The sequence below is a fragment of the Acetobacter senegalensis genome (genome assembly GCF_001580995.1).
In the GTDB taxonomy this organism is placed as follows: domain Bacteria; phylum Pseudomonadota; class Alphaproteobacteria; order Acetobacterales; family Acetobacteraceae; genus Acetobacter; species Acetobacter senegalensis.
In genome coordinates, this window is record NZ_LHZU01000110.1 from 1 (window position 1) to 22,148 (window position 22,148).

20 protein-coding genes and 2 tRNA genes are annotated in these 22,148 nt (G+C 54.2%); 14 read left to right on the forward strand and 8 right to left on the reverse strand.

Going from position 1 to position 22,148, the window contains the following annotated elements; all coding sequences use genetic code 11:
• Window positions 1-115 precede the first annotated feature (115 nt).
• Window positions 116-1,492 (forward strand): IS1182 family transposase, encoded by a 1,377-nt coding sequence (locus AD948_RS04525; protein WP_061470912.1) that lies wholly within the window; start codon window positions 116-118, stop codon window positions 1,490-1,492.
• A 98-nt stretch (window positions 1,493-1,590) separates the two neighbouring features.
• Here the strand turns inward: AD948_RS04525 and AD948_RS04530 are convergent, their stop codons facing one another.
• Window positions 1,591-2,793, reverse strand: coding sequence for a tyrosine-type recombinase/integrase (locus tag AD948_RS04530; RefSeq protein WP_061470913.1), 1,203 nt, complete (start codon window positions 2,791-2,793; stop codon window positions 1,591-1,593).
• A gap of 521 nt (window positions 2,794-3,314) precedes the next feature.
• Here AD948_RS04530 and AD948_RS04535 point away from each other — a divergent pair.
• Window positions 3,315-3,923: a glutathione S-transferase N-terminal domain-containing protein gene (locus AD948_RS04535; RefSeq protein ID WP_061470932.1), complete on the forward strand. Its 609-nt coding sequence runs from the start codon at window positions 3,315-3,317 to the stop codon at window positions 3,921-3,923.
• 162 nt (window positions 3,924-4,085) lie between these two features.
• On the opposite strand, the gene AD948_RS04540 is transcribed toward AD948_RS04535, so the two are convergent.
• Entirely contained in the window at window positions 4,086-4,529 is a 444-nt protein-coding gene (locus AD948_RS04540) for a lasso peptide biosynthesis protein (protein ID WP_061470914.1), read from the reverse strand.
• 441 nt (window positions 4,530-4,970) lie between these two features.
• Between AD948_RS04540 and AD948_RS04545 the strand changes: the two genes are divergently transcribed.
• On the forward strand, window positions 4,971-5,558 hold the full coding sequence (locus tag AD948_RS04545; protein WP_061470915.1) for a CatB-related O-acetyltransferase: 588 nt from the start codon (window positions 4,971-4,973) through the stop codon (window positions 5,556-5,558).
• A gap of 536 nt (window positions 5,559-6,094) precedes the next feature.
• Here the strand turns inward: AD948_RS04545 and nfsB are convergent.
• On the reverse strand, window positions 6,095-6,745 hold the full coding sequence (gene nfsB, locus AD948_RS04550) for an oxygen-insensitive NAD(P)H nitroreductase (RefSeq protein ID WP_061470916.1): 651 nt from the start codon (window positions 6,743-6,745) through the stop codon (window positions 6,095-6,097).
• Between the two features lie 349 nt (window positions 6,746-7,094).
• Between nfsB and AD948_RS04555 the strand changes: the two genes are divergently transcribed.
• Both AD948_RS04555 and AD948_RS04560 read left to right on the forward strand, forming a co-directional pair.
• The gene (locus AD948_RS04555; protein WP_169797383.1) at window positions 7,095-8,213 is read left to right on the forward strand and encodes an acyltransferase family protein; all 1,119 of its coding nucleotides are present in this window, start codon (window positions 7,095-7,097) and stop codon (window positions 8,211-8,213) included.
• Between the two features lie 179 nt (window positions 8,214-8,392).
• Window positions 8,393-8,986, forward strand: a complete 594-nt coding sequence (locus AD948_RS04560; RefSeq protein ID WP_061470918.1) for a hypothetical protein — start codon at window positions 8,393-8,395, stop codon at window positions 8,984-8,986.
• 68 nt (window positions 8,987-9,054) lie between these two features.
• On the opposite strand, the gene AD948_RS18080 is transcribed toward AD948_RS04560, so the two are convergent.
• Entirely contained in the window at window positions 9,055-9,207 is a 153-nt protein-coding gene (locus AD948_RS18080; protein ID WP_156478931.1) for a hypothetical protein, read from the reverse strand.
• A 345-nt stretch (window positions 9,208-9,552) separates the two neighbouring features.
• Here AD948_RS18080 and AD948_RS04565 point away from each other — a divergent pair, with 345 nt between their 5' ends.
• On the forward strand, window positions 9,553-10,065 hold the full coding sequence (locus AD948_RS04565) for a hypothetical protein (RefSeq protein ID WP_006557960.1): 513 nt from the start codon (window positions 9,553-9,555) through the stop codon (window positions 10,063-10,065).
• Window positions 10,066-10,281: 216 nt separating this feature from the next.
• Window positions 10,282-11,394 (forward strand): PQQ-dependent sugar dehydrogenase, encoded by a 1,113-nt coding sequence (locus AD948_RS04570; protein ID WP_211264434.1) that lies wholly within the window; start codon window positions 10,282-10,284, stop codon window positions 11,392-11,394.
• A gap of 67 nt (window positions 11,395-11,461) precedes the next feature.
• Here AD948_RS04570 and upp read toward each other — a convergent pair whose 3' ends face one another.
• The 3 genes from upp to AD948_RS04590 form a co-directional block, all read right to left on the reverse strand.
• Window positions 11,462-12,115 (reverse strand): uracil phosphoribosyltransferase, encoded by a 654-nt coding sequence (gene upp, locus AD948_RS04575; protein WP_006557962.1) that lies wholly within the window; start codon window positions 12,113-12,115, stop codon window positions 11,462-11,464.
• Between the two features lie 180 nt (window positions 12,116-12,295).
• Window positions 12,296-12,553 carry a hypothetical protein gene (locus AD948_RS04585; RefSeq protein ID WP_039903735.1) on the reverse strand — a complete coding sequence of 86 codons (258 nt, stop codon included), beginning with the start codon at window positions 12,551-12,553 and terminating at the stop codon, window positions 12,296-12,298.
• A gap of 101 nt (window positions 12,554-12,654) precedes the next feature.
• The gene (locus tag AD948_RS04590) at window positions 12,655-13,725 is read right to left on the reverse strand and encodes an NAD(P)H-dependent flavin oxidoreductase (RefSeq protein ID WP_061470920.1); all 1,071 of its coding nucleotides are present in this window, start codon (window positions 13,723-13,725) and stop codon (window positions 12,655-12,657) included.
• A gap of 385 nt (window positions 13,726-14,110) precedes the next feature.
• Between AD948_RS04590 and AD948_RS04595 the strand changes: the two genes are divergently transcribed.
• The 5 genes from AD948_RS04595 to AD948_RS04615 all read left to right on the forward strand — a co-directional run bounded on the left by AD948_RS04595 (window position 14,111) and on the right by AD948_RS04615 (window position 16,709).
• Window positions 14,111-15,577 carry a glycosyltransferase family 4 protein gene (locus tag AD948_RS04595; protein WP_061470921.1) on the forward strand — a complete coding sequence of 489 codons (1,467 nt, stop codon included), beginning with the start codon at window positions 14,111-14,113 and terminating at the stop codon, window positions 15,575-15,577.
• Window positions 15,578-15,646: 69 nt separating this feature from the next.
• A complete protein-coding gene (gene gpt / locus AD948_RS04600; protein ID WP_061470922.1) occupies window positions 15,647-16,132 on the forward strand; it encodes a xanthine phosphoribosyltransferase in 486 nt (161 codons plus the stop codon).
• Between the two features lie 57 nt (window positions 16,133-16,189).
• Window positions 16,190-16,266 (forward strand) — tRNA-Pro (locus tag AD948_RS04605).
• 22 nt (window positions 16,267-16,288) lie between these two features.
• The gene (locus AD948_RS04610) at window positions 16,289-16,594 is read left to right on the forward strand and encodes an ETC complex I subunit (RefSeq protein ID WP_061470923.1); all 306 of its coding nucleotides are present in this window, start codon (window positions 16,289-16,291) and stop codon (window positions 16,592-16,594) included.
• A gap of 38 nt (window positions 16,595-16,632) precedes the next feature.
• Window positions 16,633-16,709, forward strand: a tRNA-Arg gene (locus AD948_RS04615).
• A 231-nt stretch (window positions 16,710-16,940) separates the two neighbouring features.
• Here AD948_RS04615 and AD948_RS04620 read toward each other — a convergent pair.
• On the reverse strand, window positions 16,941-17,873 hold the full coding sequence (locus tag AD948_RS04620) for a hypothetical protein (protein ID WP_061470924.1): 933 nt from the start codon (window positions 17,871-17,873) through the stop codon (window positions 16,941-16,943).
• Between the two features lie 652 nt (window positions 17,874-18,525).
• Here AD948_RS04620 and AD948_RS04625 point away from each other — a divergent pair.
• A complete protein-coding gene (locus tag AD948_RS04625; RefSeq protein ID WP_061470925.1) occupies window positions 18,526-20,286 on the forward strand; it encodes a glycosyltransferase family 2 protein in 1,761 nt (586 codons plus the stop codon).
• 80 nt (window positions 20,287-20,366) lie between these two features.
• Entirely contained in the window at window positions 20,367-22,145 is a 1,779-nt protein-coding gene (locus AD948_RS04630; RefSeq protein ID WP_061470926.1) for a M28 family metallopeptidase, read from the forward strand.
• The last annotated feature ends 3 nt before the right edge of the window (window positions 22,146-22,148 follow it).

Genomic DNA, 22,148 nt, shown 5'->3' on the forward strand with positions numbered 1-22,148 from the left:
GCACACCGCACCAATCCCGCGTAGCGGGTTCGTTCCTCCCCCTGATAGTGTTGAAAAAGTCGCGCTTGCTTTGAGAGTGAAGCACTGATTCACTCTTCGCAGGAGGAACCTGCAAATGATGGGTGATCGAACGAAAATACAGGAGGCACTGTTCTACGAGTTCCGTCTTGAAGATCATGTGCCAGCTGGCCACCTTTTGCGTTCAATTGATCGCTTTGTTGATCTGGACGGCCTGCGTGAGCATCTTCGCCCATTTTACAGCGGCACGGGGCGGCCTTCGATCGATCCCGAACTGATCATCAGGATGTTAATCGTTGGCTACGTGATGGGTATTCGATCCGAGCGACGGTTATGTGAAGAAGTCCATCTTAACCTGGCCTACCGGTGGTTCTGTGGCCTTGGTCTCAACGGCCCTGTGCCTGATCATTCGACATTCTCGAAAAACCGGCACGGACGCTTCCGGGAGAGTGATCTGCTTCGCCAAATGTTCGAAATGACCGTCCGGCAGTGCATCGCCAAGGGGCTGGTGGGCGGTGAAGGCTTTGCGGTCGATGCCAGCACGATCAAGGCCGACGCTAATCGGCAGCGCAGTGTTCCGAGCCCAGACAAGCTGCCAATCGAGGCAGCCCATCGTGCTGTGCGGGAGTATTTCTCGGTGCTGGACGATGCTGCATTTGGGTCTGCTACGCCCGTACAACCAAAATATATCTCTCCGGTCGATCCTGCGGCACGTTGGAACGCTGCAAGCGGTGGCCAAGCTTATTATGCCTACTGCACAAATTACCTCATCGACCTTAAATCGGCTGTCATCATGGATGTAGAAACCACGACAGCCATCCGGCAGGCCGAGGTTACGGCGCAACGCCGAATGATAGAGCGTACGCAGGAAATATTTGGAATATGGCCCGAAAGGCTTGCTGCGGATACAGCTTATGGATCCGCTGAAAATCTTGCGTGGCTGGTTCATGAGCGTGGCATAGAACCTCACATTCCGGTCTTCGACAAATCTGCCCGGCAGGACGGGACTTTCGAACGCCGAGATTTCACATATGACCACGTGCACGATCTTTACGTCTGTCCTGGTGGACAGGAACTGAAGCAGCTGTGGCGCAAGATCAACTCGGATCGACCAAACACCCCTCCCGACAACCTACTTCGATACCGTTCGTCGAAACTGGCGTGCGACGTATGCACTCTCAAACAAAAATGCTGCCCCAATCAGCCCAATCGTAAAGTTCTGCGCTCTGTTCATGAAGGTGCTCGTGATATGGCCCGCGACATTGCCTTAACCGACGCCTATATTGTCACCAGACGAGAACGAAAGAAGGTCGAAATGCTGTTTGCTCACCTCAAGCGCATTTTGAAGATCGATCGGTTGAGGCTCAGAGGACCAAACGGCGCCCGTGATGAGTTTCATCTCGCCGCAGCTGCCCAAAATCTCCGCAAAATGGCGAAACTGATACCTTCCGGAGCGCCTGCCTTATCCACCTGAGGCAAGAAAGCCGCAGGCATATCGAAGTGGTTTGGCAACACCTTCACTCTTCACCATGAGTTTTTCAACACTATCCCCCCCAAAGCAGCCTACGATTTCTATACGCGATCTGTGCAGAATTGCTCCCATTGCTTCATCATCTCCTGCCGCTTGTTGAGTAGATCTCCTCGCCGATAGGCGGCCTCGACCTTGTTACCAATGGCGTGGGCCAGTGCCATTTCTGCGACTTCCCGCGGGAAGTCGGTTTCTTCTGCTGCCCAGTCGCGAAAGCTGGAGCGCAGTCCGTGAATGGTTACGTCTTTAGTCCCAGCTGCACGATGGAGTGCTTTGGAGATGGCGACGTCACTGAGCGGTGATCCGATTTTGCCTCCGGGGAAAATCAGACCATCTGCAGAGGGAAGGGGGCGCAGTATTTCCATTCGTCGGAGCACGTTCAGGGCGCCTGTCGTCAAGGGCACGCGATGTTCCCGCTTTGCTTTCATGCGTGCCGCTGGGACGACCCAGATTTGCTTTTCGAGGTCAATCTCAGACCACCGTGCATGACGCACTTCACCAGAACGAGCCGCCGTCAGGCAGAGAAAACGGGCGGCAAGAGCCGCAGCGCCGTCTTGTCGCTCAAGTTGCGCAAACACAGAAGGAAGATCGTGATAAGGCACGGCCGCATGATGCACAACTTTTGCCACGGCTGTTGGTTTGGGAAGAATGTTGGCAAGATGACCGCGCCAACGCGCAGGGTTGTTGCCTTCGCGCCAATGATGACTGTGCGCGTAATCCAGAATACGTTCAATGCGCCCACGCAGGCGACTGGCTGTCTCCGTGGTGGTTTCCCAGATCGGCCGCAGTACGGCTAGAACATCCTCAGTCTGGACCTGAGCAATTGAGCGGTTGCCCAGGAGGGGGTAGATATGCCGGTCGAGCGAACTCCGCCACATGGGTGCGGAACGTGGGTCTTTCCAGGCGGGTGTCTGTTCTGTGATATAGTGTTCAGCAACCTCTCTGAAAGTCCGCTCCTTGGTAGCGCTTCGCTTTCTTTGGGCCTGTTCCTCCAGAGGATCACGTCCCTCCAGTAAAAGACGTCGAGCGTCGGTGGCTTTGCTGCGTGCTTCGGAAAGGGAGACGTCACGGGCTGGACCTAGTCCCATTTCCCGGCGCTTGCCGGTTAGCGGGCTTTTGTAACGAAAGGTCCAGGCACGTGTGTCACCTCGGATTGTAATCCATAGGTTTCCACCGTCGCCATAAACACCATCTTTCAGGGTCGCGATCTTACGCACGGTTAACTGGTTCGGCGGAAGCTTGCTCATGGTCTTTTAATCCCATCTTCAGTCCCACCTTATATCATGCGGTTCGACACGTCTATATGCGGCGTCAGGTGGCGAGGATACAAGTTAATATACTGTTTTAACATAGAAAATGTATCTTTAGGCCCCTTGGGGTCTCGTCGTTTTGGCGGACACCCCTTCCGCCATCAGGTGATAAATTCTCCGATAAAATTTAAGAATAAGCTGGTCGGCTGAAGAAGCTCGTTCTTCTCATGCGTCTTTTTGTAAAGGGTTGCTGGGTAGCAATCTGGCAAAAGAGGTTGGTGCTTTTTAGTCCAGTTGAATCTGCGCGTCCTGGTGGTTTTGGGCAGATTGGTAATCCGCACGCCTCCTGCCCAAATAGTCGGGGTTGAGGGGAGCGGGGCATGTTCCGGCTGCCAAGAGATCAGTGCAATGCTCCAATTCTTCTCAACTCCGGGTATTTGTGCAACGCTTTCCGGCAGCAGGATGAGCGTCTGCCCGTTCTGCATCCTTCGGAAGCGTTGAAACTAAAGGGCGTCACTATGAAGCTGTATTTCTCACCAGGTGCGTGTTCTCTCGCTGCTCACATCATGCTGAACGAGACCGGATTGCCTCATGAGCTTGTGAAGGTGGACCTGAAAGAGAAAAAGACAGCCGATAATCAGGACTACACAGCAATCAATCCGCGTGGTGCTGTTCCGGCACTTGAAATTGCTCCCGGCGTGGTTTTGACGCAAAATGTTGCCGTTCTTACCTATATTGGCCAACAGTCTGACAACACGGAATTTCATCCGGTCCCAGATAGTCTTGAGTTTTATCGACTGCTTGAAGCCTTAGGATTCTGTGAAGACGTGCATGGCGCGATTGGGGCATTGTTCGCCCCCAATGTGCCGGATGCCACGCGCGAAAAGCTGATGGGCCTTATTGGGCGTCGTCTTGCGCAGGTAGAGGCCATTCTTGATCGTGGCGATAATGGCTACCTGTTGCCCGTTGGTTTTACACAGGCCGATGCCCTCATGGCGGTCATTCTGAATTGGACGACCCCTCTCAAAATCGACATCTCGGCTTATCCCAAGGTCAGTGCCCTGCGGGATAAAGTCTTCGCTCGGCCAGCGGCTCAAAAAGCCCTGAAAGAAGAAGGGCTGATCTAACTACTCCATGTCTTGGGCCTGAGCCGGATAGGGTAGCCTCGGGTCAGGATTTTACGGCAGCCAAAAAGTAACGGTTGCCGTAAGGCTGTGGACGGAAAAGCAGGCAGCGGCGCTTATAATGTATTGCGAGTGGGCGCTCGCCGGATGCCAAACCACCCGATACTATGTGTGACCGCAATACGTCAGCCAGCGGGGCCAGATGGCCTCGACGGCATTTGTGCGATTGGCAACAAAAGCGGGGAGAGCAGTATCCTCAGTGCCCTCGGCATATCGGCGGTCTCCTGTTGGAACGACGATCACGGGCGCAGCGCCGAACTGATCGGCAGTAATATCAATGATGTAGCCACACGCTTCCACCCAGGCGTGACTTTGCCACCGTCCATTTGCATAGAAGCCAATAGGCCCAAGTTCAGGGCCCTCTTCAGAGTGGCGCGGCACTCCTGTTTTCCAAGTTGCTGTTATCCCAACGTGCCTGAGGGCTTTCACAACAAACAGACTGCTACGAGCACACGTATATTGGGACGGAACAGCAGGAAGCTTGCCTCCCCAAGCGGTGTGCCATTCGATCCACACCGGTTCAAGGAACGAGCGTGCCGTGGTTGCCATCTCTATCAGGTGCTTTTGCATATCAATAAGCTTACGGCGGAAAATGGTCTTATGAAAAGATCGTCTTGCAAGCGCGTCTCTTTTGGTCAGGGAGGAGGCGTTGCGGTGGACGACATGAATTACCCAAAGAACAGAGCCCCGAATGCTTATTCACCGCTATCCTACTCATGGTTGAGAGGAAGACAGGAATGTTTGTGAGACAGTGGACCGGGGAATGATACGCCGGAGGGAAATTGCAGACGCAGATAAGAGGCTGATTGAATAGTCAGCAGGGGGGCTAGTGAGAGATTTTTGAGGCTGAAAAGGCGGATATAAAGGTGCGACGCTGGCAGGCTGCACGAAATTTAACGTATTCCACCCTTAAAAGACCTGCATACTGACCTCGCAGATTGTTCAAACCACCGTTCAGGTCAAATTGTATCAAGGAAAGGGGGCCACTGAATGTCTTACGGGAAGAACGCGTTTTCATTACTTCTCCGCTATTCTCTTGCTCATGAAATAGATGAGTGGGGGTGGGAAATTGGCCCACACAGTTACGGTGCTAACGGTTCACCTGTTGTTATTGAAGCGCAGTATGCCCGGCTCAGAATTGGCGATTATTGTTCCATTGCCCAAGAAGTGCTGATGATTCTGGGAAATCATCGGCCGGATACCGTGACAACGTACCCTTTCAAGGATCTGAGCAGTTTCTGGCCAGAGGCCGCAGACGCAACGGATGATCATTCCACCAAAGGAGATATCGTTCTTGGTAATGATGTCTGGATTGGAGCACGGGCAACCATTCTCTCCGGTGTTACCATCGGGCACGGAGCCATTATTGCAACGGGTGCAGTCGTCACCAAAAACGTGCCGCCTTATGCAATTGTGGGCGGCAACCCGGCGCGTGTTCTCAAATATCGTTTTCCCGAAAAAATCATTGAACGCTTGCTGGCAGTGGCGTGGTGGGACTGGCCTGAAGACGTGATACGCGAGCGGATGCCAAAATTGATGAGCGACGATATTGAAGGCTTTCTCAAAGCTTTTGGGTAGTCAAAGCCACCGACCATTACGCAAATCACCCTTTGCGAAACTGCCATCATAGTGGCCCTTGGCAAAAAAGGAGGGGAGGGGTTAGCCTGAAGCGTGTGACGGGGGGGAGTGTTTTTTCTCGCCATCCTCTTACCTTTCATAGTCGAAGGCATGATCTGCTTCCTGCGAGAGAGACTTGAAAAATCGCCAGTTGAAGACAGGCACAGGCTTGTTGAGCCTGACAAGACCGCTCAGACGGCGTGAGGTGGACGCGGAAGGGTGGTGATCCAAGCCGTCGTTCACGTGGAAAGAGGACGGTAAGCTCGGTTGGACCGCTTTCTCCATCAGACTATTGCCTGGCTGCAAGACGCTATCTGCAAAAGATACGACTGCACAAACAGGATCAGATGAAAGGAAAACAGCCTGAACGGACTTGATTTCCTGCCTCGTTTTTTCTGGCAGTTTGTTCTGGGCTGTTTTGTCTTGTCGTGGTCCTTGCGCCGGATTGGCCCCTCAAGCGTGAGGCTTGAGGGGATGCGCGGTCAGGAAGGCGCCATTTACAGGTTTGTAAAGATGGCCTGTTCCGGCAGGCGTGATTTGGGAAGCCGGGCGTTGAAATCTGCATCGGAGTGGTATCCAAGCGAGACAATAACTACCGGTGTCAGGTCTTTTTCTTTAAGGCCGAGTTCTTCTTCAAGAATGGACGCCTCAAAACCTTCCATCGGGGTGGCATCCACGCCAAGGAACGCAGCAGAAAGCAGAAGGAACCCTTGCGCAATGTATGTCTGCTTTTGCGCCCATGTTGCCACGTCTCCAGCCTGCTCATGAAGGCCGACAAAAGTTGCACGGCCCTTCTGCGCGACATCCCGGGCTTCATCGGTCGCAAAACGGCCGTCAGCCTGTTCCTGCGCGCCCAGTGTCTGAAGATAGTCGGGAGAGAGGGTGTTCCGCGCGCAGAGCACGATAACGTGGGAGGCATCCAGAACACGGTTTACATTGAAGGAAAACACGCCACTGGTTGCTTTTGCAATCCGGGCTTTCCCTGCATCATTGTCAGCAACAAAGAAATGCCAGGGCTGCGAGTTAACGGAAGACGGGCTGTAGCGCAGCGCTTCCAATAACTGAGTTACGATACTGGCAGGAATTTTGCGGTTCTTGTCGTAAGCCTTGGTTGTGTGCCGATGGGTCAGGGTTTCCAGAAGGGTCACAACATATCTCCTCGCTAAAACAGAATGGTCTGGAGAACCAGAGCGTTCAGGTTAGAAGATGCGGGACAGGAGAGATAGGGGGGATAAAGCGGGTCAACACCACGGGAAATGGAGGTCTCCTGTCTCTTTCTTCCCTCTCGCCATTTATTTTTTTCGCCGTGTAAATCCGTGCCCGGTCTTTGCCGTTAAGGCCTGAGGGTCAGCTACTCGGCATGTTCTCCTCCGACCCTTCTTTTCAGAACCAGACTACGCGTTTGAAAGACTTATTACAAAAAATAGCAGGCGTTTCCGCACATAATAAAAACCGTGGGCGTGTGAGTATTTCAAAATGGACATTGCAGGAAAAGTGGTGAGTAACCGCCGGGAAGAGCTTGATGCCCTGCGCGGTATTGCGGCCGTTGTTGTGCTGCTGCACCATGCACACTGGTTGTGGCCGCCCCCTTGGGCCTTGCCAGACAGTCTGCTGCTTCACACGCCTTTGCGCATGATTGCAACAGGACGGGCACCGGTATTGTTCTTCTTTGTGCTGAGTGGCTTTGTGCTGACACTGGCTGTTCAGCGGCGCAAATCCTTCAGAATGACAGACTGGTACTGGCGAAGAACGCTGCGCCTTTGCCTGCCCATTACCGCGGGCCTGCTGCTTTCCCTGCTTCTTTATCATCTATGCAGGTTTCATCCCATTTCTCATCGGCTTAATCCCTTTTTCTGGCAGGCTCAGTGGGGGCGGTTGCCAACTTGGACGGACTGGTTTGAAGAAACGGCTCTTCTTGGTGATGCCACAGGAACAGGATACCCGCTGGATGCCGCAGTCTGGTCTTTAGCCCATGAATGGCGAATTTCTGTTTTACTGCCGTTGGTTGTGATCTGGCGCCGGGCCTGGATACCCACCATTGCGGTGTCTGCCCTTGTGTCCGTGGTGCTTATTTTTTCGGGGGAGGTGGCGCCTGATATCACTCTGGGCAGAGGCCTGATGAACGGGCTTGCATCGACGCTTTATTTTACGGTCTTTTTTGCTGCGGGTTACGCTATGGCGGTTTCGTGCGCGCGGTTGCCCAAAGGAAAGACTATCCGGTTTATGGCCTGGATGATGGTTCTGGCTGGCTGTTCCATAGGGCGGGATAGTGTGGTGCTGCTTGGCTCCTGTGCCCTGATCGCGCTGGTCAGTGATCCCGCCTCCCGGTCATGCCGTTTGTTGCGGGGCGGTATCTGGCAGGAACTGGGGAGAATTTCCTATAGCCTGTACATTACCCATCTGCCGGTTTTTCTGACTGTTGTGGCGTGGTGCGGGCTGTTTATGCCCCCGGTGGAACTGGCCGTTGTGAGTATTGTGTGTGCTCTTCTGGTTGCCACGATTTTTTTCTGGACCGTGGAAATGCCAGCGCATCGGCTTAGCCAGTTTCACCGCAAAAGGATCGCTCCTCCTGTTCTGGGGGGCGACCTGCCGCCCACCGGCCCCACGCCATTGTAAGGCTTTTCAAATACGGTGTACGGCTGGACGGTTTTTCTTATGACTGCTCTGTGATCAATAGAGGATTCATGGCGTATGTTGCAGGCTGGCTTTGGAGGGCGGAATGGTCTGAACTGTCGTGATGTGCCCCCGGTGGACGGGAAACGCATAAACAGTTGCCGGTCAGGAGCCTTCCGAGGATGCCTTCACACTCTTTGACGTCCCCTGAAATTTTTCAGCATGTTCGCATCGTTATGGGCATGGTTGTCGGGTTGAGTGTTACCCGACTGCTCAATGGGCTGGTTCGTATCATTCAGCATCCGAATCAGACACGGATCTACCCGGTTCATATCGGCTGGGTTCTGACCCTGCTGCTGATGCTCCTCCATTTCTGGTGGTGGGAGCTGTGGTTGGTTGAGCTGCCGGTCTGGACGTTTGAGACTTACCTGTTTCTGATTATCTACGCGATTACTCTGTTTTTTCTAAGCGCGTTTCTATTTCCAGACTCAATTAGTGATTATACAGGGTATGAGCAGTTCTTTATTGCTCGCCGCAAATGGTTCTTTACCTTTTTTGGGCTGACAGTTGTGTTTGACCTGATCGATACCTTGATCAAGGGGGCAGCCCATTACGCCATGTTTTCAATCGAATACTGGTTTCGGGTGCCCGTTTATCTTGTTTTGTGCGGTATTGCGATTGTGTCTTCCAATCGCCGGTTTCATCTGGCTTTTGTCATGCTTGGACTATTTTATGAAATGTCCTGGATCATCCGCCATTTTGAAACATTGCAATAACGCCACGGCACAGTGGAACGCGGGACGCTCCGCCGTGCCTGTCTGGCAGGGCTTTAATGGCCCGTTTCTTAGTTACAGGTCTGGATGACAGACTTTACACCGTCACGCGCCTCAGGGTTTTCACCATAAAAGCCGGGGCAACTGCTGTGATAGAAATTTTTGCAGCCAGAGAGCGCCAGCGCGATCAAGGCCATCAAGACGGTTTTCTTTCCTGTGCTCATGATCACGTTCCCTCCCATGAATGCCCTTTGGTCCCATCGGGGGAGGGCTGATTGCGCCACCATTGCGCCATGAGGGTGAGAAAGCAAGGGGAGAGCGGCGGCAATGCCACCTAGAGGGGCGTTTCGTAGGACGTGCGTGACCTTCAGGCCATAACATATTCGTCACACCGCAGGACTATGCAGCCAGAGGCACAGATGCGCTGGACCATGCTTGGGCAGAGAGCACCGCCTGAGTACGCCGTAGGGTGCGTTATGGCTGGCATGTCGGGGGGCTCTATCTCTCTTGGTAGGTGCACACTAAACAAGGGGCTGGTTTGCATAAAGTGGAGATGGGGGCGGTTCCGCATGGCCGTGACGTGGGGCGATTTTCAGGCTGTTGTTCAACTTTCAGCCGGGTTGAACGTGGCTATTCTCAGCTTTGTGGATATCAGTCTGCCTGCCATCAAGGAGCGCAGGCGTGTTTTTGCCAAGGCGCGGCAGGAGCTGGATATCTACCGTAAAAACCCACACAAGCGTACTGTTGAAGACAAGGCTGTGCATGCTGAAGCAGTAGGAGAGGTGGATCGTCAGCTTTTTGATTTGTGGAAGGAGACATCCGCATTTGAAAGCATTGAAGACTCTCTTATGAAATCTACTGGCGTATTCGGGTTTTTTGGTGCAGTGCTGAGTATCAGTCTTCTATGGTATTCCGCCCTACATTATGAAGAAAACATCTCCCTTGCAGGGGAAATTCTGACTGTTGTGTCATTCTTTTCTCTGGCTGGTGCTTTTCTGATCAATTTTTTCACAGCGTCCAAAGCCTCCCAATATGCCAAACGCTGCAATGATCTGCGCGAGCATATGCGAAAAAAGCTTTAGGGAAAGGACGTTTTTTAATACGTTACTCGGAGGTTCTGGCTGTCCTGATGGTCTGGTGGCTTCATTCTGGTCAAAAAAGACATTTATTCATTTTTTCTCCAGAAAAACGTCATAACGTGTAATCTTTTTTTCTGCTTCTGCGTTGCTGCAGTTGTGCAAAGCTGTGTTTGCTGAACATCATGGCCGATACAGCGTTTTTCTGGGGGAGAAAGAGGAATGCGGTCTGTCTGGCTGGGTATGGCGTGTGGTGTGGCAGTTCTCCTGCCCTTGTCTGAAGCAATAGCCGCTCCCCCTGTGGATCGGTTGGAGGTGCCTCCCGGCTTCCATATTTCGGTTTATGCCGCCCCGGTTCCAAGCGCGCGGGAAATGGCTTTGGGGGCGCGGGGAACCGTTTTTGTCGGGTCCATGTCGGCGGGAAAAGTTTACGCGCTCTCCGACTTTCAGGATGGCAAGGCCACCAAGATACGAACCATCGCTTCCGATCTGAGCATGCCCGCAGGCGTCGCCTTCCATAATGGGGATCTGTATGTGTCTGACATCACCCATATTCTGGTGTTACGGGATATAGAAAACCATCTGGATGATCCGCCGGAACCAGAGGTTGCGGCCGATAACCTTCCGTATGAGGAAGGAGATCACTCTTGGAAATTCATAGCGTTCGGGCCGGATAACCGCCTGTATGTGCCTATTGGGTCACCGTGCAATATCTGTAATGTCGGGCAGCAGTTTGGCCGCATCATCAGCATGGAGCCAGACGGGACGGACCGGAAAGATGTGGCATATGGTATCCGGAATACGGTTGGCTTTACCTGGCGACCACAGACAAAGGCTTTGTGGTTTACGGATAACGGGCGGGATATGATGGGGGATGACCTGCCGTCAGATGAACTGAACACCGTAACAACACCCGGGCAGTCCTTTGGGTACCCTTTCTGCCATCAGGGCGATGTGCCAGACCCGGAATTTGGCAAGAAATATGCGTGTTCGGACTTTACGCCGCCCGCCGTTAAACTGGGGGCGCATGTGGCCGCGCTGGGGCTGAGGTTTTATGAAGGAACCCAGTTTCCATCATCTTACAAAGGGGCTCTGTTCATAGCCGAGCATGGGTCATGGAACAGAAGCAGGCTGTCTGGTTATCAGGTGGTGGCCGTGCCGTTCGGCAAGGATGGTAATCCGCTGGCACCGCAGACTGTGGTCAGCGGCTTTCAGAAAAATGAGCATTCCTGGGGGCGCCCCGCCGATGTGCAGCCTTTGCCCGATGGAAGCCTGCTGATCAGTGATGATAAAGCCGGGGCGGTGTATCGGCTGACATATGGTTCCGGGCAGTAGAAAACCGTAGGAAGGCTAACCCGCCTTTCACCTGTGTAAAGGAGAAAGGCGGAGGAAGCGTGACGGTCTATTTGGTGCCGAACAGCCGGTCGCCCGCATCGCCCAGACCGGGGCGAATGTAGCCGTGTTCATCCAGCCCGCGATCAATGGCGCAGGTAATAACCGGCACATCCGGGTGGTGTTCTTTCAGGCAGGCTATGCCTTCCGGGGTGGAGAGCAGGCATACAAACAGCAGCCGCTTTGCTCCTTTTTCCTTCAGGCGTGTCAGGGCTGCGGCCGCGCTATGCCCTGTGGCCAGCATGGGGTCCACCACCACGCACCGGCGTGAGGAAATCTGGCTGGGCAGTTTGAGGTAATATTCCACCGCTTCCAGCGTTTCCGGATCACGATACAGGCCGATATGGCCAACCGGAGCAAACGGCACCAGATCCAGCATGCCATCCAGCAGGCCGTTGCCCGCGCGCAGAATGGAGATAAAGCACACATCCGGGCCCGCAAGCTGTTCTGCCTGCATGGTTTCAAGCGGGGTGGTGATCTCCACCGTTTCCATGGGCAGGTCCCGCGTGGCTTCATAGCACATCAGCAGGCTGAGTTCCCGCACCAGACGGCGAACCCCTGCTGTTGAGGTTTCCACCTTCCGCAGACGGGTGAGTTTATGCCGGATAAGGGGATGGTCCAACACAATAGGGGAGGACGCAAAGGGAGAAGGCTGTGTTGTCATGCCCGCTCTTTTAGCGGCAGACGCGTGGGGGCGCTATGGCAGAAAAGCCGCGCATGCAGGCAAAATTTCTCCTCTTACCCGTTTCGATATGAGAAAGACTGGAGGGGAGAGGCGTTTTGCTCTTCCCCTACAGTCTCAGGGCCATTCTGCTCAGAAGGCCGGAACCCGACGAATCGGTATTTAACGGTGACGCTGTGATGGCCGCTGCGGCGTGGTTGCCGCGCCAACCGCGGCTCCCGTTGCACCACCTGCCAAAGCCCCGACAGCCGCCCCACCGCCGCCGCCCGCAATGGCGCCAATGGCCGCGCCGCCCCCTGCACCAATCAACGCGCCGGAGCCTGCGCGGGCACCTGTATTATAACGGTCTCCGCACCCGCCAAGAGCTATCACTATTGTCAGAATGGCAGCGGTTGCGACGTTCTTTGAGATCGCAGGCATGGTTTTTCCTTTGTTCCGCCAGTGCAGGCGGCTCTTTCGGCCGCTCTGTGTGTCATCAGCAAGTTTCATAACTGTATAAACAGATTTTGCAGGAAGACGTTTCATGACAAAGCGGAAAACCATTGTTTTTCCAGCGTTTGAGCCGCCTCTCTCAGCTCCGTTTTTAGCGTTGTCGCCAGATCGGCAAGGCTCATATCCCTGCCCAGATGCACAGCCTGTCCGGCCCAGAGGGAGAGATGCTCTCCGTCCTGCTGGGCAGAGGCCCGGCGCAAGGGCTGGGTCAGGGCATTCTGTATGGGGTAGGGCAGTGTCGGCTTGCCGCGCCCGGTTCTTAAAAAGTCATTCTGCAGGCCGCGGGCATAGCGGCCGGAGAACGCGTTTGTCAGTTCCGTGCTTGTGCCAAAAGGCCTGTTCAACAGAGCAGCGCGATAGGGCGAAGGCAGGGAGAGGTCACTGCTGGGCAGCAAGGCGGTGCCGATCTGGGCCGCGCAGGCCCCAAGGGCCAAGACCGCCAGAATGGCCCCGCCCGTGGCAATGCCGCCTGCCGCAATAAGCGGAAGCGGCACCGCACTACGGATTTCCTGAAGCAATGGCATAAGCCCCATGCCTTGCTCCTGCGCGGTCAGAAAACTTCCCCGGTGTCCTCCGGCTTCAATACCCTGTGCACAAATGGCATCTGCCCCTACCTCTGCCCACGCCAGCGCTTCCGGTGTGCTGGTGGCCGTACCGACCACGGCGATGTTGCGGGCATGGCATGCAGAGACCTGCTCCTTGGCAAGCAGGCCAAACGTGCAACTCAGCACGGCAGGCGCTTCCGCAAGAACAGCGTCAAACTGGGCAGGGAAGGACGGCGCAAATTTCTCCGGAATGGAAAAAGGAACGTTGTGCCAGGTATACAGATCAGTCAGCCAGCTAAGGGGCGCGAGATCGGGCGTTCCCGAAGCGGGGTCTTCCAGCACGAACAGATTGACGCAGAAGGGGGCGGGCGTGGCGGCGCGAATGGCGCGGATTTCCTGCCGGATTGTTTCTGGCTCCATCATGCCAGCCCCCAATGCCCCCAGAAAACCGGCCTGAATGGCCTTAATCACAACCGCACTGCCTGAAACGCCAGCCATGGGCGCCTGAATAACCGGAAAGTCAGGGGTGAGGAGGCTGGATATGTGAGCGACCATCAGATGACCTATAAGGTGTGTAAAATATATACCTATTGTAACGTGAGCAGCCTTGTAAATGTTCCCCAGAGGGGCTGCTGGAAAAGTTACAGGGTGAGGTCAGGAAGAGGAATTTGAAGCCTGAAAAGGCGGATATAACGGTGCGATACGGGGCTATCGGGACAAAAGAAGCCCGTGCTTTCAGTTTCAAAAATCTTGCGGGGCCGCTTCGGCAGGCTGTTCAGACAGCCTCGACGGTTAAAGGAACTCGATCAGCCGCATGCTCCAGCTTTTATTCCCCTCAATCGGAGGATATGGCAGAGACAGGGCTGACGAGAGCACTATGGAACTGGCGTAAGGGGCAACGAGTGACCCTTTGCGCAGAGGGTAAAAGGGAGCGTGTTTCATGCAGCAGGAGCCAGTGCGCATCTGGATAGATGTGGAAGACCTGTTTGTATATGCCCGCACCGCCACACGGCCCAGCGGTATACAGCGTGTGGTTCTGGAAATCTGCCACGCCTTGCGGAATGATGCCCACATATGGCCCACTATTCGCTTTGTGCGCCACACTCCCACAGGCACGGATTTTGTGCCGGTGGCGTGGGCGGAGGTAGAGGCCATCAGCACACGTCTGGCAGGGGGCGCCGCTGCGCAGGTTACGGGGCAGATGGTGACAGCAGGCACCGCCCAGAACGCGGAGCACGTTTCCCGCTTGCGGCGTATGGCGCGGCACATCCCGACCTCCCTGCGGGTTCCGGCAGGCCAGATGGTGCGGAGCCTGCTTGCGGCGGGGCAGGCGCTCGGTGCTTTGGGGCAGGCTTCAGGCATCTTTGTAAAGGATGTTGCCCAGGCCGAATGGCGCAACCGTCAAGGCAGAGGGAACTCCGTGCAAGAGAACGGTGCATTCACGCCAAGGGCAGGCGATGTTGTGCTTACGCTTGGTGCCTCTTGGACGCATGCGGCTTATGGAGCGTTGCTGCATCGCAGCAAAGAGCGTTACGGCGTGCGTGCGGCTGTGTTGGTGCATGATCTGGTGCCCCTGCTGTGGCCGGAGTGGTGCCGCCCCGGTCTACCATCCGTTTTCCGCCGGTGGTACGCAGCCGTTTTGCCAGAGTGTGACGTCATTTTTGCGAACTCCGAGGCGACGCGGCAGGATGTTCTGGCGTATGCTGCGCAGCACGCGCAGACTTTGAGGGCACCCGTTATCACGCTTCCCATGGGCAGTGGATTTGTGACGGATACAGCGCGCCCAACAGCGGAAGAAACACGTCTTGTGGCCGGGTTGGGGGCATATGTGCTGTGTGTTGGCACGCTCGAAGCCCGGAAAAACCATGCTGTGTTGTTCCGCACATGGCGTCGGCTGTTACAGGAACGTCCAGCTGAGGAGGTGCCCAAACTTGTAATGGCGGGGTGCCAGGGCTGGCTAGTGGATGATCTGATGCAGCAAATCCGTAACAGCGCCTGGTTGGAGGGGCATGTGGTGTGGGTGGATGCGCCATCTGATGCGCTGATGGCCCATTTGTATCAGAATTGTCTGTTTACGGTTTTCCCTTCTTTTTACGAAGGGTGGGGCCTGCCGGTTACGGAAAGTCTGGCATGGGGAAAAGCTTGCCTGATCTCTGATCGCTCCTCTCTGCCCGAGGCCGGTGGCGGGCTGGCGGAGGCGTTTGATCCGGATAACGGCACGGACCTTCTGGCGCGAATCAGACGCTGGTTGGATGACCCACAGGCATTGGCGGCGCAGGAAGACGCTATTCGGGCCGGATTCAGGCCTGTTGCGTGGGGGAATGCCGTTGATGTGCTGAAACAGGCCCTGCTGACAGAAAAAACGCCCGAAAAGCCGGAAACGGGTTTGCAGCAAAGCCGCCACTAGTGGCAGAAGGACGCGGAGGGGCCGGGATCATCTGGTCACGATAGATATTGAGTAGGGAAGAAGCGCCAGATGGCCGTAAATTACGCGACTGTCACGTGGGATCAATTGCACCGGGATGCCCGCCTGCTGGCTGAAGAGCTTGTGGCGAACATGCCGATCAAAGGCATTGTGGCCGTAACGCGTGGCGGGCTGATTCCGGCTGCCATTATTGCGCGTGAACTGAACTGCCGCCTTGTCGAAACCATTTCCGTGGTGACGTATGACGAGGAAGAACGTGGTGAGCCGCGTATCATCAAAGCACCGGAAGCTGCTGGTGATGGTGAAGGCTTTCTGGTGATTGATGATCTGGTTGATTCCGGCGTCACCGCCCGCGTGGTGCGGGAACGTCTGCCCAAGGCCTATTTTGCCTGCCTGTATGCCAAACCTGCCGGCAAAGGGCTGACAGACCGTTTTGTGGTGGAAGTGCCGCAGGAAACCTGGGTTCTGTTCCCGTGGGATACGGCGCCGCTGTTTGTTCCGCCGCTGGCCAGCAAGCCGATTGAAAGCGATAGCTGATTTTTTACCGTTATGGGCTTGCCAGCCGGAAGAATGCCGCTTAGGTTCCGCTGCATTCGGGGCGTGGCGCAGCCTGGTAGCGCGCTTGTTTTGGGTACAAGAGGCCCCCGGTTCGAGTCCGGGCGCCCCGACCATATAACATCTGGAGGCATTGTGATGCCGGCACGGATTTACAGGCAGCCTAAGCCAGCAGGTCAGTCAGGATTGGTAGGCACGCGGGAGTGGGTGTTTGAATATGGGCAGAGCGCCCCACGGCATCAGGATAGCCTGATGGGGTGGACTGGCAGCAGCGATACGCGTGCCCAGCTTAGGCTCTATTTTTCAAGTTGTGATGACGCTGTAGCCTATGCTCAGCGGGAACATATCGCGTTTGAGGTTGAAAAGCCTGCAGAACGGATCCGTGCTCCTAAAGTCTATGCTGATAATTTTGCTTCCAATCGGATTCAGAACTGGACCCATTGATTTTCCGGTTATTCCTCGGTATCCGGAACGAACATCACGCGCCCTTAGCTCAGTTGGATAGAGCAACAGCCTTCTAAGCTGTGGGTCGCTGGTTCGAATCCAGCAGGGCGCGCCATTCTTTTCAATGGACCTGAGCGAGATAGGTGTCCTTGAAAGAGACCTGTCTTCCTTTCGGCTGATAAAGCATTTTCCCATCTGCAAGCGCAAAGCATCCGCCGGGCTACCTGTGTGTATGGCGGTGGGCATGTTACGCTTCAGGAAAATAGGTCGTTTGCCGTAAAGCCCTTTTTCTGGTGCAGAGGTCTCTGCGGAGGAGCGAGATATAGTCGCTCCGTCTAAAAGGCCTTCATTCAAGGAAAAGGTTTTTGTCGCTTTTAAAATACTCCTGAAAAAGCGCCCGATTGCTTTCCTCAAATCGTTTGAGAAAAATCTCTTTCTCTCTGGTGTCTGATTTTTTGGGTGGAGGCCCCGGTATCTGGCAAACAAGCCAGATCAGCCTGTCTCTTATCCATGAATACTGCCCATTCTTCCTGTATCTGGGAAAAATCCTGTTAATGAGTCGTGCAACGCGTATTTGAGGCTGAGAGAGACTTTTATTCGGTCTTTCTTTCCCGAAATGGAATTCTGTTTTGTCGGGAAGGTGAGGGTCAAGGAAAGATAGAAAATCTTTCCTCAAATCATATCCTCGCCAGTTTTTTTGTTCAAAAAGTCTTGGGTGAATGTTTTCCTGGCAGAATTGATCGGCCCATTTTGAAAGCATTAAATGGTAATTATAATAAGGAACACTGTCATCCACATCATCCTGAAACAAGGCGTAAGGTGTGGTTTCTCCGTGTTTGATGGCCGTGCTGAACAGGCTGTGCCTTAAAGAATACTGATCCCGCAGATAGCAGATGATTTTTATCTCTGAAAATAAAGGCTGAAGAAATAATTTGAGGTTTTCAATATCTTTTGGATCTTGCAGGCGACTGTGAAAATGTTCGGAGCTTATGACTAAAACGGTATGGTTTTTCCGTAGCCTCTCAATTTCTTGGCTGAACCGTTCCAGAAAGCCGGTAAAATAATCTGCTTTTCCTTCTTCAGTCCTGATGCCTCGGTCCCACATGGCGTCATCCAGATAAGACTGGAAATAGCTGCATAAAGCCCGGTTATTATTGCACCATAAGACGTGGCTGAGTGCGATACCGTGCCCGGAGAGTGCAGTTTCATTCTGGTACAGCCAATCCTGAATGGCTGTTGATCCGGTTTTTTCCGTGCCGATGTGCAGGATGCATTTCACCTGCTTAAGCCTGAGTACGTTTTTGAGGGAAAGGGATGCACTGCTTGTGTTTGTAAGTCATGACAATTTTCGCCATCAGAACCACGAGAATTCTAGACAGACATTAAGGCTGAGATGGTGCTCATTTGTTTCTGATATGAAATTAAATCTGATAAATATTTCTCTGGTATTGTTTGCGTGGTTGTTTGTAGAAAATAAATTCAATGGTAATTTGATGTATTATTTATAATTGTATGTAGGAATTTAAATTAAAAATACAAATTCAATTCATTGTTGTGTGATTGCCTCAGGTAATATCGAAGAGGGTCTCAGAAAAAAGAGCCGCTTCTTCGGAGGGAGCTTTCCCAAACAGACTCAACGTTCTGAGGGGGCGTGAGTCCGGTCTGGGTGCGCGTTCGTTGTGTGGTGTGCCATCAGGGCATGGGCGTTGCGTCCTTGAGGAAGCAGGGTGCGAGAGCGAACAGTCCTGCCACGGTCAGAAAAGACCCCTGTTGCCTTTAGGACGTTTTGCTGCGTGCTGAGAAAGTGCTCTTTTGATTTTTCTCAAACGGTTGGAAATATGCTTTTTCAAGCAGCGTTTCAGGCTCTGTGGTAAACACAGGCCCGCTTTCGTGCGTCGCCAGGTGGTTTGATCAAAGGGATAGTCGTTTTCATGCTCACTGTTCTGCATACTCTTATTTGCCCTGAAGCAGATATTGAGCATTGCGCGGAAATGTATTTTCGCGGCGGCATGCCTGGCGTGGAAGCTTCAGGAACAGGGTTCTCCTTGCCTGATAATGTGCTTCTTTCAGCCGATACGTTTTATAATGGTCTGTCTGTCGGGAAATGGAAAAGTCTGGGCACGATCAGTTCGTTGAGTCTGATGCTTCGGGTTCGGGGGCAGCTTGTGCTGGAACTGTGGCACCATGCTGCAGATGGGGCATCATCCTGCTTGCAAACCCATGAATTTGAGGAGCCGGAAGCCCGTAATCATGTGCTTCCCGTTCCGGAATGGTCTGGTATGGCAGAAGGCATGCTCTTTCTACGCCTGAAAGGGAAGAAGCAGGCCGTTGTAGAGCAGCTTTGTTTTGCCACCGATGCTCCGCCATTGATGCAGCCGAAACTTGGTGTGGTTATCACGCATTTCAACCGTGTTGCGTACGTCACCCGTTCCATTGCCCGTGTGCGGCAAACATTGCTGTCTGATCCTCGGTATCAGCGGGCCATTGATTTTATTGTTGTTGATAATTCGGACACTCTCGACCCGACTGAATTGAAAGGGGCGCAGATCATTCCCAACCAGAATTATGGGGGGAGTGGCGGTTTTGCACGCGGGCTTCTGTATCTGAAAGATCAGAACACCTACACACATTGCCTGTTCATGGATGATGATATCTCGTGCGAGGTGGAATCCATCAGACGCGCTTATGCTGTGCTCTCTTACAGCCCAGACCCAAAGATCGGGTTGGCGGGCGTGTTGCTGGATGCACAAAAACCTTGGAGCGTGCAGGAAAAAGGGGCCGAGTTCCATCAGGGCCTGTTCCGTCCGCTGCACCAGAACGAGGAAGTCCGATCAGTCCCGTCTTTGCTGGCGCTGGAAAAGGACAAGGGAAATCCGGTGTATGGCGGATGGTGGTTTTTTGCCTTCCGGCTGGATGCGGTGGACTACTATCCGTTTCCGTTTTTTGTGCGCGGGGATGATGCTCTGTTCGGGCTGATTAACCGCTTCAATGTGTTTACGCTGAATGGTATTGCCTGTTTTTCAGACCATTTTCTGTCCAAGGAAACTGCGTTCACGCGGTATCTGGGGTTCCGGGCGTCTCTGGCCGTATTTCTGATGGAAGGCGGTGGGAGCCTTACAGCGGCGTTGAAACTGCTGTCTGCCAGCTTCCTATGGTGCGCGCTTTCATACCGGTATCAGAGCGCAAAGGCCATCACTCTGGCATTGCGGGACGTGAGCAAAGGTGTTTCCTTCTGGCGGCGTACGCTCACTTACCCACCAAGCCTGAAAGAGATTGGCCGGGAACAAAGCCGGGCGGAAGAGGCCGCTTATTTCACGGCTCATCCCTTTGTGGAAAAGGCGGGTTCTGAATCACGGTTTCGTAAAATGGCAAGGGCTGTCACGTTGAATGGCCACCTGCTGCCAGATGCGTTCATGCGTAAAGCGCCTGCTTATGTCGGGGAGTATACGCCGGGCCTGTTGTCTTCCGTTTTTTTGCGTCAGCGGGTTATCTATCGCAAATACGAAACGCAGAGCGTGTTTGAGGAACAACTGAACAGAAAAACGTTCTGGGCCAATGTCTGGGCGTTCGCATGGCATGCCGTGTGGTTTGCCGTGCGTTTTCGTGCGCTTGCCCGTGAGTACCGGGTAAACGCCGAACAGTTGTGTTCGGAACATTTCTGGCGGAGTGTTTACGCTCAAAAGAAGCCGTAAGCGCTTGTGTCTTACGCAGGTATGCTATGGTTCATTACACATGAGGCATTATTTTATCTGAGCAAGAATTGAGGATAGACATGACGCAAAGCACGGCAGGAACAGACCGCACGATGTATTGGGAAAAATCCTCTCGCAAGAAATCGCATGCTCGGGCGTGGCATCGTACGGCGGCACTGTACCTGACCACTGCTCTGGCTGTATGGGGTGGTGGTGGTGTGCCGGGGGCCGTTGCTGCGTCTGAACAGCAGGTCTCTCCCAAGGCGTATGCGCCCATAGATCCGCAGCGGATGTCTGATGTGATGCGTGTTCTGGCGTCTGATGCCTTTGAAGGACGCGCTCCCGGCACGCAGGGGGAGGAGCGGACTGTTGCGTGGCTGATAGAACAGTATCAGAAAATGGGGCTGGAACCGGCAGGGGAAAACGGTGGCTGGACGCAAACTGTGCCATTGCTGCGCACCCGCGTGGGCCAACCTACTGTTTCCGAGGTACGCTTTCCCAAGCAGACGCTTCCTTGGCAGCAGAACAAGGATATTTATGTCTCCACGGTGCGGCCGGTCAAACAGATCGCGCTAAGCAACGTGCCCATGGTGTTTGTCGGTTATGGCGTGCACGCACCAGAACGGGGATGGGATGATTTCAAAGGTGTTGATCTGAAAGGCAAGATTGCCGTTTTTCTGGTCAATGATCCGGATTTTGAAGCAACGCCCCAAGATGCCGCCTATGGTCGTTTTGCAGGCCGTGCCATGACCTATTATGGCCGCTGGACTTATAAATATGAGGAAGCTGCCCGCAGAGGGGCCATTGGGGCGTTGATTGTGCATGATACGCCCGGAGCATCCTACGGTTGGCAGACCGTTATTGCCCCCGGTGGAGAAGCCTTCGATATTGTGCGTAATGGTGATGACCAACCTGTGTTGATGCAGGGCTGGATTTCAGGAGAGGCAGCGGAAAAGCTGTTTGCCGCTGCGGGCCTTGATCTGGCTGTGGAACGTTCCAAGGCACGGCAGACCAGTTTTGCGCCAGTTACGTTGAAAGACGCCACATTTTCTCTGAAAGTGCCGGTGCAGACGGAAAACCTGAAAAGCCAGAATGTTCTTGCAAAAATAACCGGCGCAAAACAGCCTGATCAGAGCGTGATGTTTGGCGCACATTGGGATGCCTTTGGCACCAGTACCAATGCCGAAGGCCAGATGGTGATGCGGCGCGGCGCGATTGATGATGGTTCCGGCATTGCGGGTGTTCTGGAAATAGCACGTGTGTTCAAGGCCGGGCCACAGCCGGACCGGACTGTCGTGTTTGCTGCGTGGACAGCAGAAGAGCGCGGGCTGTTGGGCTCAGTCTGGTATGCCACACACCCCTTGGTTTCTCTTGAGAAAACGGTAGCCAATTTTACAATGGACGTTTTGCAGATGGCCGGACCATCCCGCACGGCGTTTATGGTTGGCGCGGGCCAGAATACGGTTCAGGAGGATGTAGCGGCAGCGGCCCGGCGGCAGGGGCGTGTCATGAAGCCGGAAGCGATGCCGGAACGCGGGGCGTTTTATCGGGCGGACCACCTGCCGTTTGCGCGGGCCGGCGTGCCCGTTGTAGCCATGATGGATATGGCCGGTTATCCTGATCTGCTCAAAGGCGGTGTGCCCGCAGGCAAGGCATGGCTGGAAGGCTACATGGCCTGTTATCATCAGGCGTGTGATGCCTGGAGCCCGGACTGGGATGTGCGCGGCGCTGCGGAGGACGTAGCGTTGCTCTACCGTGTGGGGCATGATCTGGCGTTTTCGCAAAAATGGCCGCATTGGAAACAGACATCTGAATTTGCGGCCATTCGGGATGCCAGCAGGGCCACGCGCAGGGATTAAGCG

What these genes read in the sequence shown, in the direction of transcription:
- AD948_RS04560 (WP_061470918.1), top strand. Translation starts at nt 8,393, where the DNA reads ATGCCTTCACACTCTTTGACGTCCCCTGAAATTTTTCAGCATGTTCGC.
- AD948_RS04565 (WP_006557960.1), top strand. Translation starts at nt 9,553, where the DNA reads ATGGCCGTGACGTGGGGCGATTTTCAGGCTGTTGTTCAACTTTCAGCC.
- AD948_RS04630 (WP_061470926.1), top strand. Translation starts at nt 20,367, where the DNA reads ATGACGCAAAGCACGGCAGGAACAGACCGCACGATGTATTGGGAAAAA.
- AD948_RS04590 (WP_061470920.1), bottom strand. Translation starts at nt 13,725, where the DNA reads ATGGTCGCTCACATATCCAGCCTCCTCACCCCTGACTTTCCGGTTATT.
- AD948_RS04530 (WP_061470913.1), bottom strand. Translation starts at nt 2,793, where the DNA reads ATGAGCAAGCTTCCGCCGAACCAGTTAACCGTGCGTAAGATCGCGACC.
- AD948_RS04525 (WP_061470912.1), top strand. Translation starts at nt 116, where the DNA reads ATGATGGGTGATCGAACGAAAATACAGGAGGCACTGTTCTACGAGTTC.
- AD948_RS18080 (WP_156478931.1), bottom strand. Translation starts at nt 9,207, where the DNA reads ATGAGCACAGGAAAGAAAACCGTCTTGATGGCCTTGATCGCGCTGGCG.
- AD948_RS04610 (WP_061470923.1), top strand. Translation starts at nt 16,289, where the DNA reads ATGCCGGCACGGATTTACAGGCAGCCTAAGCCAGCAGGTCAGTCAGGA.
- AD948_RS04585 (WP_039903735.1), bottom strand. Translation starts at nt 12,553, where the DNA reads ATGCCTGCGATCTCAAAGAACGTCGCAACCGCTGCCATTCTGACAATA.
- AD948_RS04570 (WP_211264434.1), top strand. Translation starts at nt 10,282, where the DNA reads ATGCGGTCTGTCTGGCTGGGTATGGCGTGTGGTGTGGCAGTTCTCCTG.
- AD948_RS04595 (WP_061470921.1), top strand. Translation starts at nt 14,111, where the DNA reads ATGCAGCAGGAGCCAGTGCGCATCTGGATAGATGTGGAAGACCTGTTT.
- upp (WP_006557962.1), bottom strand. Translation starts at nt 12,115, where the DNA reads ATGACAACACAGCCTTCTCCCTTTGCGTCCTCCCCTATTGTGTTGGAC.
- AD948_RS04545 (WP_061470915.1), top strand. Translation starts at nt 4,971, where the DNA reads ATGTCTTACGGGAAGAACGCGTTTTCATTACTTCTCCGCTATTCTCTT.
- AD948_RS04540 (WP_061470914.1), bottom strand. Translation starts at nt 4,529, where the DNA reads ATGGCAACCACGGCACGCTCGTTCCTTGAACCGGTGTGGATCGAATGG.
- gpt (WP_061470922.1), top strand. Translation starts at nt 15,647, where the DNA reads ATGGCCGTAAATTACGCGACTGTCACGTGGGATCAATTGCACCGGGAT.
- AD948_RS04535 (WP_061470932.1), top strand. Translation starts at nt 3,315, where the DNA reads ATGAAGCTGTATTTCTCACCAGGTGCGTGTTCTCTCGCTGCTCACATC.
- AD948_RS04625 (WP_061470925.1), top strand. Translation starts at nt 18,526, where the DNA reads ATGCTCACTGTTCTGCATACTCTTATTTGCCCTGAAGCAGATATTGAG.